At 46.4% G+C, this 12,191-nt stretch carries 13 protein-coding genes; 2 read left to right on the top strand and 11 right to left on the bottom strand.

Annotated elements, in window-relative coordinates:
- Positions 1-20: 20 nt before the first annotated feature.
- Positions 21-1,052: a Na/Pi cotransporter family protein gene (locus L6I86_RS12225; RefSeq protein ID WP_236287450.1), complete on the top strand. Its 1,032-nt coding sequence runs from the start codon at positions 21-23 to the stop codon at positions 1,050-1,052.
- On the opposite strand, the gene deoC is transcribed toward L6I86_RS12225, so the two are convergent.
- From deoC to prmA, 5 genes are all read right to left on the bottom strand, one after another.
- Complete coding sequence (gene deoC, locus L6I86_RS12220; RefSeq protein ID WP_236287448.1) at positions 1,015-1,695, bottom strand: deoxyribose-phosphate aldolase; 681 nt, start codon at positions 1,693-1,695, stop codon at positions 1,015-1,017. The two genes, L6I86_RS12225 and deoC, sit on opposite strands and share 38 nt — an antisense overlap.
- Positions 1,696-1,941: 246 nt before the next feature.
- Positions 1,942-3,276 (bottom strand): tRNA (N(6)-L-threonylcarbamoyladenosine(37)-C(2))-methylthiotransferase MtaB, encoded by a 1,335-nt coding sequence (mtaB, locus tag L6I86_RS12215; RefSeq protein WP_236287446.1) that lies wholly within the window; start codon positions 3,274-3,276, stop codon positions 1,942-1,944.
- 6 nt (positions 3,277-3,282) lie between these two features.
- Positions 3,283-4,050, bottom strand: coding sequence for a 16S rRNA (uracil(1498)-N(3))-methyltransferase (locus tag L6I86_RS12210; RefSeq protein WP_236287444.1), 768 nt, complete (start codon positions 4,048-4,050; stop codon positions 3,283-3,285).
- A 125-nt stretch (positions 4,051-4,175) separates the two neighbouring features.
- Positions 4,176-4,847: a site-2 protease family protein gene (locus tag L6I86_RS12205; RefSeq protein WP_236287442.1), complete on the bottom strand. Its 672-nt coding sequence runs from the start codon at positions 4,845-4,847 to the stop codon at positions 4,176-4,178.
- A gap of 10 nt (positions 4,848-4,857) precedes the next feature.
- Positions 4,858-5,832 carry a 50S ribosomal protein L11 methyltransferase gene (gene prmA, locus L6I86_RS12200; RefSeq protein WP_236287440.1) on the bottom strand — a complete coding sequence of 325 codons (975 nt, stop codon included), beginning with the start codon at positions 5,830-5,832 and terminating at the stop codon, positions 4,858-4,860.
- 207 nt (positions 5,833-6,039) lie between these two features.
- On the opposite strand from prmA, the gene L6I86_RS12195 reads away from it, so the two are divergent.
- The gene (locus L6I86_RS12195; protein WP_236287438.1) at positions 6,040-6,846 is read left to right on the top strand and encodes a glycerophosphodiester phosphodiesterase; all 807 of its coding nucleotides are present in this window, start codon (positions 6,040-6,042) and stop codon (positions 6,844-6,846) included.
- Positions 6,847-6,927: 81 nt separating this feature from the next.
- Here the strand turns inward: L6I86_RS12195 and L6I86_RS12190 are convergent, their stop codons facing one another.
- From L6I86_RS12190 to L6I86_RS12165, 6 genes are all read right to left on the bottom strand, one after another.
- On the bottom strand, positions 6,928-7,203 hold the full coding sequence (locus L6I86_RS12190) for a hypothetical protein (protein ID WP_236287436.1): 276 nt from the start codon (positions 7,201-7,203) through the stop codon (positions 6,928-6,930).
- Entirely contained in the window at positions 7,203-7,352 is a 150-nt protein-coding gene (locus tag L6I86_RS12185; protein ID WP_236287435.1) for a YfhD family protein, read from the bottom strand. Before L6I86_RS12185 ends, L6I86_RS12190 begins: the two co-directional genes overlap by 1 nt.
- 94 nt (positions 7,353-7,446) lie before the next feature.
- Positions 7,447-8,238 carry a hypothetical protein gene (locus tag L6I86_RS12180; RefSeq protein WP_236287433.1) on the bottom strand — a complete coding sequence of 264 codons (792 nt, stop codon included), beginning with the start codon at positions 8,236-8,238 and terminating at the stop codon, positions 7,447-7,449.
- Between the two features lie 12 nt (positions 8,239-8,250).
- Entirely contained in the window at positions 8,251-9,459 is a 1,209-nt protein-coding gene (locus L6I86_RS12175; RefSeq protein ID WP_236287432.1) for an ABC transporter permease, read from the bottom strand.
- Positions 9,456-10,133, bottom strand: a complete 678-nt coding sequence (locus L6I86_RS12170; protein WP_236287430.1) for an ABC transporter ATP-binding protein — start codon at positions 10,131-10,133, stop codon at positions 9,456-9,458. The genes L6I86_RS12175 and L6I86_RS12170 overlap by 4 nt, the downstream gene beginning before the upstream one ends.
- Positions 10,134-10,214: 81 nt before the next feature.
- Positions 10,215-11,945 carry an alkaline phosphatase gene (locus tag L6I86_RS12165; RefSeq protein WP_236287428.1) on the bottom strand — a complete coding sequence of 577 codons (1,731 nt, stop codon included), beginning with the start codon at positions 11,943-11,945 and terminating at the stop codon, positions 10,215-10,217.
- Positions 11,946-12,191: the final 246 nt, after the last annotated feature.

The raw sequence follows: 12,191 nt of genomic DNA, 5'->3' as shown, positions 1-12,191 counted from the left end.
CACGAAAAGGAGATCCTCTCATGATTCATGCTATTATACTGCCTGTTGCTACAGGCTTTATCTTATTTCTGCTCGGGATGAAGCTAATGGAAACCTCGCTTCAAACCTGGGCAGGCCCCCGCCTCCAGCTGTGGCTGGAGCGGTTTACCCGAACGCCGGTGCGCGGCCTTATCACCGGCACCGTGCTCACCGCGGCGCTGCAGAGCAGCACCGCCATCACAGTCATCGCCATCGGCCTCGTCGGCGCTGGTGTCTTGTCCTTCCCGAGAACACTTGGCGTGATTCTCGGAACGAACATCGGCACGTGCCTCACCACTGAGCTGATCGGGCTCAGCTTGGGCGGCATCGGTGTGCCGATCCTAATCGCCAGCGCCAGTGTATGGCTCGTGAGCTGGCTGGCCGGGCCGCTGCCTCAGGCAAGCGAGCCCCGCTCCAACGCCGCGCAAGCAGGCGCGGCACTACCTCAGACCGCCGCGCATGACGGCGGCCGCCAATGGCTGCGCAGCGTCCGCTACGGCTCGCTCGCGGTGGCTGGCTTCTCTCTCGTGCTGCTCGGCATCGAGATCATGCAAACCATCGGGCCTGCGCTGCAGTCCCGCGGTCTGTTCGCCTGGTTCGTGCACCAGGCGCAAACGAGCCTGCTATGGGGCATCCTCGCAGGCTCAGCGGTGACCGCGCTCGTGCATAGCAGCGCAGCCGTCATTGCAATGGCGATGAGCCTCGCCGCCACAGGGGCTATCCCCGTCGAGCTCGGGGTTGCTATTACCATTGGTGCCAACGTTGGCACCTGTGTCACTGCAGTGATCGCAGGCATGAGCAGCTCGCGCGCTGGGCGTTATGTCGCCTGGTCACATGTGCTGCTAAATGTGGGAGGCGCAATCCTCTTTTATCCGATCATCCACTGGCTCGTCAGTCTTTCCGCTCTATTAGCAAGTGATGCCGCATCGCAAATCGCAAGGTCCCAAACCATTTTCAACATCGTAGGTTCCTTAATCGCGTTGCCTCTCTGCTATCTTAGTATGTGGAAGCGCCTTGAGTTCCGTTCACAATAGCTACACCAGAGCTAGTCCCTAGTCTCGTTGCTCCCGCTTCAATCATCGCAATCGCCGTCTCTACGTCGCGCACGCCGCCAGATGCTTTAACGCCAATCGTGCTAGACACATTTTGACGCATCAAGCGAACATCTTCCACCGTAGCTCCACCAGGTCCAAAACCAGTCGATGTTTTCACAAAATGAGCACCAGCTTCCTCCGAAAGACGACAAGCTGTTGCTTTCTGCTCATCATTCAGGAAACCCGTTTCCATGATCACTTTGACGATAGCTTTTCCTTTTACAGCATCCACGACTTGTTTAATATCCGAACGAACCGCATCCAGTTGTCCTTCCAAAAGCAATCCAATCGGCAAAACGGTATCGATTTCAGCAGCTCCGTTTTCAACAGCTTTTGCCGCTTCGAATGCTTTAACTTCACTCAAACTAGCGCCAAGCGGGAAACCAACTACAGCTGCAACCTTAACTCCAGTCCCTTCCAGAGCTTTGGCAGCAGTTGCTACAAACTGCGAATTCACACACACACTGAAAAATTGATGCTGCGCAGCTTCCTCACACAATTTGTGAATCGCCGCTGTGCTCGCATCTGCTTTCAATAACGTATGGTCAATATAACTAGCAATTTCTTTCGCGTTCAATGTCATTATGAAGCACCTCATCTAATTTAGTCATTTCATCCATTGCTGTAAGCTCCCGTGTAATCAAGAAAACCTCTATCGCATTCATTGAGAAAACCTCTATCGAGGCCATTCAATGATGAGCGACCGCGTTTAGAGGTAGGTTTTATCGCCAATATGAAATCAGTTTTCGGATACCGAAAACTGATAATTTCTTATGTGGTCGAAAGAAACGACCACGCATAGAGGTGGGGAATTGCCTTACAACTTCACTTACAAATTCACTACACCTTCAAGAATGCGTACGAGTTGTCCCTTGCTTTCATTGACACCGGCTTCCGTAACCTTCACACGGCATACTTGACCGATCATCTCTTCCGAGCCTTCAAAAACTAACTGCACATAGTTGTCAGAATAACCACTGTACAATCCGCTATCTGGAGCGCCTTTGTAGGTACGTTCCGGAATGACTTCCAGGACTTGCCCAACAAATTTCTGCGCATAGGCTAATTGCATTTTCTCAGATAGATCAATGAGTTCGTGAACACGCGCATTTTTGATTTCTTCATCCACTTGATCCTCCATCCGTGCAGCAGGCGTACCCGTCCGCTTGGAGTAAGGGAAAACGTGCATTTCAGAGAACTTCATTTGCTCCATGAACTTATACCCGTCACGGAACATTTCTTCTGTTTCACCTGGGAAACCAACAATAACATCCGTCGTGATCGCGACATCGGGCATGATTTCGTGCAGACGCTCAATTTTGCGAGCGAACTCGGCAGTCGTATATTTCCGTCGCATCCGCGCAAGCACGTGATCATCGCCCGCTTGCAGCGGGATATGCAGATGACGGCACATTTTGTCCGAAGATTTAAGAACATCAATCACTTCATCAGTAATTTGGCTTGCTTCAATGGAGGAAATTCGAATACGCTTCAAGCCTTCCACTTTATCCAAATCCTTAAGAAGCTTCGCCAAGCTGTAGTCTTCAATATCTTCGCCATAGCCCCCAGTATGAATACCTGTGAGCACAATTTCTTGATAGCCTGCTGCAACTAGTTGCTCCGCTTGTGCAATTACGCTTTGCGGTTCCCGGCTACGCATGAGACCACGTGACCACGGAATAATGCAGAAGGTACAGAAGTTGTTACAACCTTCTTGAATTTTCAGAAAAGCCCTTGTACGATCAGCAAAATCAGGCACGTCCAACTCTTCGAAAGTGCGGGTTTTCATGATGTTGCGAACGGCGTTAATCGGTTGACGATCCGATTCAAATTGCTTCACAAGCGGAATGATTTTCTCACGATCCTGTGTCCCGATGACCATATCCACACCTGGAATCGCCATAATTTCAGCTGGTGACGTTTGCGCATAACAGCCTGTTACAGCCACGATTGCTTCTGGATTACGACGAATCGCACGACGAATCATTTGGCGACTTTTCTTATCCCCTGTATTCGTAACCGTACATGTATTAATCACATAGACATCCGCTGTATTTTCGAAATCAACTTGCTCATAGCCCTCATTTTTGAAAAGCTGCCAAATTGCTTCTGTATCATAAAAGTTTACTTTACATCCTAGTGTATGAAACGCTACCGTTGCCATTTTCGCTTATCCTCCCATTTCTCCGGTTTCATAGAACAGACACGTAAGGCCGACCATCGCGGCCGTCTCCGTCCGTAAAATACGATTCCCCAGCGAAACCGAGCGAAAGCCAGCTTCTTCAGCTTGCTTAATTTCTTGCTCTGTGAATCCACCCTCGGGGCCTACCGCAATCAACACTTGCTTACCTGGTTCGATTTGCCCTGCTGCTATCGCGGACTGAATCGCAGGTTTCAGTTGTTGACCATCTTCTTTCTCATAACAAATCCAAGCGACATCCGCTTCCTTCGCCCGCTGCAGCAGTTGCTTCCACGAGTAGACGGATTCAATCTGCGGTACACGGTTGCGATGGGCTTGCTCTGCCGCTTCCTTCGCGATTTTCTGCCAGCGCTCCGTGCGCTTAGCTTCTTTCTTCGCATCGTACTGTACAATGGTTCGTTCCGATAAAAAAGGAAGAAACCGGGCTGCCCCGATCTCGGTCCCTTTTTGAATAATAAGCTCCATCTTATCGCCTTTGGGTAAGCTCTGTGCAATCCATACGTCAACTGACGCTTCCGCATCCATCGCAAGCTCTTCCACGATCTCCGCTGTAACAGCTCCCTTATCCAGGTGAGAGATCCGAACGAGCACTTCACGATCCACACCATTGCTGCAGATCACTTTATCTCCTACTTCTGCTCGCATGACGCGACCAAGATGATGCGCGTCGTCACCCTCAATGGTGACTGTTTGTGTAGCAGCATGGAACTGCTCAGGCGGGAGAAAATAACGTTGCATAGTCAAAGCCTCTCTATCTTCGTTCATGTGAACTTCATTTGAACAGCTTGTTGCGGGTGAAACTTCCACACACCATCATACCTCGTTTGAGCCTGAAAATCCATATGGAACTATCTGGTTAGCAGTTACATGCCAAGTATGCTAGTAATTACAGTGGCAAACTGGTTGATAATGCTATCACCTAAGCGTAGATAAGGATCTAACGTTACCTGACGTAGTGGTCTGATAAAGACGACTAATAGAAAAATCACAGACGCCCATTGTTCAAACTTTTGTAATGCCTCCGTATATCTCAGGTTTACTAAATCTTGAATAATTCGATACCCGTCAAGTGGTGGAATTGGGATTAAATTAAACAAAAATAAAGTAATATTAATCTTCAACATCAGCTGTAAGAATAGAATAATCGCATCTACACTGCCTTTGGACATTCCATCTAGCCAGCCATATTTCTGGAATAGCGCAAAAATAAATAAAGTAATAAAGGCCAAAATCAAGTTACTAATCGGCCCAGCGGCAGTCACGATTATCCCGAACAAGCGGGGACGCTTGAAATTCCCTCGGTTTACAGGCACCGGTTTTGCCCAACCAAAACCCGCAATTAACAACATTATCGTCCCGAATAAGTCCAAATGAACCATCGGGTTCAAGGAAACACGGCCAAATTTATAAGCCGTATCATCTCCTAATTTATAGGCGCTATACGCATGCGCCCATTCATGAATCGTAAACGAAAGCACAAGCACTAGGATTACAAAGGGTAACGTGTTCCAATCGTAAAATAATAAGCCTCCCATGAGCCAACACCTACAGCTTTCTAGCTACGATCACAACCCAATTCGAATCATAGTTTTTCTCTACGATCGTGAATTTAGCTGCAACCAGTGCTTTTTCTACATCCGCTTCTTTGTTCGTAATAATCCCTGAAGTTATGTAATAACCGCCTTGTTGCAACACCTCGTACACATCATCAACGAACATGACAATGACCTCAGCCAAAATATTCGCAACAACGAGTTGAACAGGAATGGAAACACCTAATCCCGCATCCCCTTCGGACTCGCTTTCTTTAAGTACGCCAAGAAGATCACTAAGTTTCACAGTAATTTGATCTTCGAGTTGGTTTTGCTTCGTATTATCCAACGCACTCGTAACCGCAACGGGGTCCAGATCCACAGCAAGTACATGCTTCGCACCAAGCTTAGCCGCTGCAATGGAAAGAATACCTGAGCCCGTTCCAACATCAATCACATCATCACCAGGCTGAAGAACTTTCTCCAACGTTTTCAAACAAAGTGAAGTTGTTGCATGCGTGCCTGTCCCGAACGCCATACCTGGATCGAGCTCCAAGATCAATTCGCCTGGTGAAGCCGTATATTCTTCCCAAGTAGGTTTAATAGTCAAGCGATCGGTTACACGAATTGGTTTGAAATATGTTTTCCATGCATGCGCCCAGTCTTCATCATCGACTTCAACAACCTCAAACGTCGGGTTCCCCGTATCAATATCAAAATCCGCCAATTGTTCCACAGAAGCCTTCAAATTAGCCAGAACAGGCTCCATGTCAGTGCCGTGGTAGAAGTAACCTTTGATGACAGCTCTACCTTCCGGGATATCGTTAAATGGCGTTTCGTATAATTGGCCAAACGACGTATCTCTCTCTTTATTTAAGGTACCGGATTCTTCAATGGAAACACCTCCGGCTCCCAATTCATGAACAAAGTTGGTTATCATTTCAATCGCTTCTTCTGTCGTATGTACAGTTAATTCTTGCCAAAGCATCGGTATTGCTCCTCCTGTCGGTTATTCCCTATGTAAAATGAACCTATAGGTCTATTTTCACAAAGAGTATTGTACTACACTTCGCTTCTGGGGTAAAATGAAGTCATTCATGTAAGCGCTTTTTTATTTTCTTAACACAGTTCTAACACTTAGGTGTTACATTGAATTAGTCATCATCATTATGTATCGTAAGAACGGAGACATCTTATGCGCAAAACACTCATGGTTCTTCCTATTTTCCTTGCAATGGCACTCATCGCACCACTGACTACCAAAACCATGATGGCTGATAATTATAGTCAAGTTACTGCTCATCGCGGAAGTTCAGGGAATACACCTGAGAATACACTAGCTGCGTTTCAACAAGCCATCACCGATCACGCAGGATACGCAGAGTTAGATGTGCAAGAAACTGCTGATGGTGTCGTCATGCTTATGCATGACAATAGTGCGTATAGGACGACCGGTATCAACAAAAATATGTGGGATGTCACCTCTACCGAGCTCAAACAAGCAAGTGCAGGCAGTTGGTATCATAAGGATTACAAAGATGAGCATGTTCCTACCCTAGATGAAGTCATTTCACTCGCCAAAGGTCATTTGAAGCTGAATATCGAGTTGAAAAATAATGGCCATGTAGTGGAACTTGCACAAAAGACCGTGGATATCATCCAATCGCATAATTTTGTAAAAGAATGTACGGTGACCTCTTTCGATGCGGATCTTTTGCATAAAGTAAAATCACTTAACGCCTCCATTAAGACAGGCCTCATCGTTGGTCAAAACACAGAAAATCTCGATGAACTAATGAAAAGTTCTGATTATGAAGTCATTTCTGCGGCCTACCCTCTTGTGAATGAATCTTTCATGAGACTCGCCGAGAATCGCCATAAAGAAGTTTATGTTTGGACTGTTAATGATACACGGATGATGCGACGCATGTTGGCGCTTGGTGTGACTAGCATTATTACGAATAATCCGGATAAGCTCGTCAAATTGATGAGCGTTGAATAATTTTCCACTATTTTAACAGTTAAAAAGCACCTGTCCCGTCGGCCCCGAAACTTGAGGTCCAATGGAACAGGTGCTTTTTGTTTAAATAGAGCCCCCGGCTGTTTCAATCACACGGATTGCCTGTTCATAACACTGCTCATCAATGACTGCTGCCAATACAATATCAAGTCCTACCGCATCGATCTCATGATCTTGACTAATCATACTGTCCGCCATCGACGTCTCAAATCCACTGCCGATATCATTTGTGAAGCGGTCAACCTGCACATCTACAGCGCGCAAGGCCTTCAATTTAGAAGCAACACCTTCCGCTTGTTCGGGGGAATGAAAATAGGCAAGAATCCCTCTTTCCGCCATTACTGATCTTCCTGACGATCATCCGCCGCTTGCGCGCGCTCAGCAGCCTCGAAATCGTCTCTATCCGCTACTTCCGCTGAAAATTCTACATCCTCTTGCTTAGCAACGGGTAGATCACTTTGTCCTTGATTGTTGTTCTTCTGATTCATGTTGTCATGCCTCCAATATATTCCTAAATTCTTTCATGATAGCCCCATATATCATTTGCGAACGGACATCGTTTTATGCAAAAGCCAGATCACGTTATTCCTTTATTTTCTCAAAAGAAGCATCATATAGGCGAAACATCGTTTTGTAGCCCGACTCATCAAGCTTAATCCCAACGTCAAGCCTCCCTGTGAGTTGCAAAGGGCCGGAGGTATACCTTAGTTTCATTGAATCAGGCACGTATACAATCATGATCTTATTCCAGTATGTTTCATCGCCATTATCAAATGGACACTCGGCACCAGGCTTAGGAATCAGTAGAAACCAATGTTTATCGAAGGATAACACTTCCCCCATAAAGCCTTTGATCTGTACGGTTTTTCCATTCAAATCCCAAAACTTATTAGAAGGTGTATCTTGCTTTTCCGAATCGAAAAACTCATCCCATTTCAGTTCGTTTGACAATTGCTGTTGTTTCGCTGGTAACGCTGTGACAAGCTCTGGAGGCTTAGTTGTTGCCACTGCAGTGCTCGACTTACCACCCTCTATCTGAGCCTGTGGGGAAGGCGTTGGAACTATGGAAGGGGCAGCATTGGACGATGCAGATGCAGTCACACTTTGAACAGCAGCGCTTGGGCTTGGAGTCCCTATAGGGGTTGCAATGGGAGTTGCAGCAGGTATTTCGGCAGGTATTTCTGTAGGCCCTGCGGTAGGTGTCTCCTTAGAGGAGACACTGCCGTTCGGTATCGGAGATGCCACAGACTCCACATTCGACACGATACTTCCGAATGCTTGTCCTCTGAGCTCTGCCTCCTTTTGACCACAGCCCGAAAGGATAACGAACAAGGCAAACAAGCTCAGCCCAGTGATTCTATGTCTATTTTTCATCCTCATGTCACCTCAAGAACGGAATAATTGCAATGGATCCACACGATAAGCTTGAATTGCTGGGCCTATGGACGCGACAATCGCGATCAACAACGTAACGATAACTAGCAAGGATTCCCCTGGCACGAAAGCTCCCGCCTGTATTTGTAGTCCTGTATTCGCAAAGACTGCATCACGGCTCACATATCCTCCGATATGTCCAGCAGCAAGCCCAAGCATCAAACCAATCCATGTTAAAATAACTCCTTCACCAATAAGCGAAAGCCAGATGAAGTATTTAGATTTCCCAATGAGTCGTAACAGTGCGACATCTCTCTTGCGCTCATGAACCGCAGCAGTCAGTGATAATAGAATGGATCCCGCCGCAAGCAGAATGCATATCATCGTCACGAACTTCACTGCCTGTGTCCCTTGATCAACAACATTTACAACATCGGCAATCGCCTTGCTTGTATAAACAGCTTGCACATTGTTGTATTGTGCGAACACCGTTTTAATCGACTGTGCTCCTAGGAGTGATTTCGGTTTTACGACAATCGCAGTAATCTCTTTAGCCGAATTTGGCTGACTTTCGTGAACAGCCCACGCATAGTCCAATGTCGTGAAAACAGCTCGATCATCCGATGTATGGAATGGCGGCAATATCCCCACTACCGTATAGCTGAATGCATGATGATGCTCTTCTTCCTCTCCATCTTCCTCTTCTTCCTCCAAACCTTGTATCAGCCCATGTGCTCCAGCGAAAGTGTCTCCTACATGAAGACCCAAAGTGCTTGCCACATAGGAACCAACAATGGTCTCTCCCAGTTTGCCGTAGAGCTTACCTTGTTCCATTTGTTTCGTAGCACCATAGCGAGTTAAGAAATAACCGGGTTCCATGCCGACAATCGGAAAGCCATTATAATTATCACCCGTGGTCATGGCATAAGCAGACTCGACGAATTCATTTTTGCGAACATCTTCGAGAACAGAAATAGGAATATTACCCGTCGGCGCACCAATATGGTAGTAGGTATTAAGCGCAAGCTGTGACGCACTGCCTTTCGCGCCAATCGTGACTTCAAAGGGGCCATAGCCTTTTTCAGCACCTTGCTCCACACCTTGGCTGCATAACAGTAGAAATACAACAAGCGCTGCTGTAATTGCCACAGAGCATATGGTCAAGAGTGACAAGGTTTTACGATGCCAGATGTGACTCCACAGTAAGGAAATTACTTTCATACGGAAACACTCCTAAGTAGTTCGTTCAGCTCTTGCATATACACACGTTTGGGGAACATGTCAGCGATATGCCGATCATGTGTGACTGTCAGTAAAGTCAATTGCTCATCTCTGCAAATATCAAGCAGCAATGTCATCATTTCGCTCGCTGTGTCCCAGTCCAAACTGCCCGTAGGTTCATCCGCTAATAGCAAGGGAGGCTTGGTGATTAACGCCCGAACGATGGCCGCTCTTTGCTGTTGACCGCGAGACAATTGAGATGGTAGATGATGCCCACGATCCTGCAAGCCCACACGCTCCAACCATTGGTCGAGCTTTTTCCTTCTCTCCTGCTTCGTCCCGGTGCGCGGCATGATTAGTTCAATATTTTGCCTAACAGTTAACGAAGCTATCAGATGAAAATCCTGAAAAATATAACCGATATTCTCCGCGCGGAAGTGATCTCGTTTACTTTCGGTGAGGAGATGAACGGGGCGTCCAGCCACCCAAATCTCTCCCCGATCAGCCGTTATGACCCCGCTAAGCAGATGTAAAAGTGTGCTTTTTCCACAGCCGCTCGCTCCCATCAACGCAATTCTTTCACCCTTTTGAATATGCCACTGGGTCACCTGTAAAATAGGTAATCTTTGACCATGCAGTTCGAAAGATTTCGATATTCCTTGTAGACTAATCATCTGTAGGCCCTCGCTTCCATTCGACTCCAAAAGAAAAGAGGACACAGGGAAGGAGCTCCCCATGTCCGTCTGCTCCACTGTTTAATTTTTCACAATACGCTCATTAAAGGAATCCCATGTGTACGTTTTTCCTGTCAGTTGATTAAAAGCTTCTAGTGGCAAATACAATTTGCCGTTATCCACATTACCAACCCATGCGCTTGCAGTACCATTTACTGTGATCGCACCCGATGAGACTAGAACGGAAACCTTTTGACTATCCTTTGTAAAAGTAACTGTCCCCGTCGCTTCATCCCATGCTACTTGAATTCCGATGGATTCTGCTAATGATCTTGCCGTAAACAAAGTTTTGGAGTCACGTGTTACTTTGAACATCGGGTAGAGATATTTATCTTGAAGCTCTTTCGTTGCAGCTGCTAAATCAGCGCCAATCACTTTCGCACCGCTTTTAGCAATATCCGTGTTATCTACATCACCTTTGACAAGATCAGCTATCGGACCGTAAGCCCAAACACCAACGTCAACCCCTGTATGACCATGTCCTGTCCAGCCTACAGCAAGACGCTTCGACACGACTGCATTATAACCGCCACCACGACCGTAGGATGAGCCATCACCGTTCAGAATCAATTGTACTTCCTCATCAGAAAGATCCGTGAAGCCAATGTTGTCTGCTACGATTTTGCGAATATCATCTGCGGTTTGAGCTTTTTTCAAGATGCCATCGATATATTCATACGAGTGCTTCTGTTTGTTAAACAAGTCAACATTCAATTCATACACATTGTCTCTTGCAAGAGACAAACCGCCTGTTTCATGATCTGCTGATACGACAACGGATGTATTACCATCTTTCTTAGCAAAATCCACTAACGTTTTAAATGTCGCATCCAACTCTAGCATTTCTTGAATGTTCGCAGGAAGATCGTTCGCATGACCCGAGTGGTCAATACGACCTTGCTCAACTAACAAGACGAAGCCATTTTTATTTTGTGATAAAATATCGAGTGCTTTTTGCGACAATTGTGGTAACGACGGCACCGTATCCGTACGGTCAAGTACATAAGGAATTTCGGCATCCGCGAAAAGTCCAAGCGCCTTGCCCGCGGTTACAGGGATAGCATCTAAGCCTTTTTTATCAAAAGCCGTTTGATAGCCCTTTGCTTGAAAATCAGGAATGATATTTTTGTCAGTACGCTTACCTTTGTCTTCTTTCGTTGTGAAGTTAACTTTCCCCCCGCCGAAGATAACATCAACACCACTGTTCAAATATTGCGAAGCAATCGCATTCTGGTTACTGCGTTGGCGAACATGTGACGCCCATACAGCAGGAGTTGCCCCAGTAATATTGTCAGTTGATACTAAACCAGTCGCTTTGCCTTGCTTCATCGCTGCTTCAATAACAGAAGCATACGGCTTAGCTACATCCCCATTGGATACACTGATCGCATTGTTGTATGTTTTATTGCCTGTTGAAAAAGCGGTAGCAGCTGCCGCTGAATCCGTAATCGCACCTGACTCTGTTGTGTAAGGACTTGCTTGTGAATATGTAGTCGCTTTCCCCACATAATAGCCGCCATCCAATTCCAGACGGTCTTTACCCAGGAACTTCTTCGCATAGTAACGAGCAGCTGTCACTTCAGCTGGTCCCATCCCATCGCCGATGAGTACGATCAAATTTTTAGAAGGAACTGATGACGGAGCTGTTGATGGTGTTGCTGAATCTGCAGCGGATACTGTGCCTGCTAAACTTAGAGTTAATAAAGAAACTGCCATTCCTGAACCCATTAATTGCTTTAACCCTTTTTTCAAATGTTTTCCCTCCAAAAATAGTATTTCACCTTCCTAGCATAAGGCTCATAGATTCGGAGAACGTCAAAGTCATTTGAAGATATTGTAAATTTGATAGGATTTGTTAAGAGATGATCAATGGGATGAAAGAAAGGGAAGAATTCGTTCGGTGAAGTCTGAGGCCATTAGCGTTTCTAATACCATGAAATTAAACAAATAGTGTCTTCTATGTCCGTTAGGCGGTGATAGTGGTGGGGTCTGGGGCTG

Origin of the sequence: Paenibacillus allorhizoplanae (genome assembly GCF_927798215.1) — a bacterium.
Taxonomy (GTDB): domain Bacteria; phylum Bacillota; class Bacilli; order Paenibacillales; family NBRC-103111; genus Paenibacillus_E; species Paenibacillus_E allorhizoplanae.
This window is presented reverse-complemented; position numbering and strand designations above follow the sequence as displayed.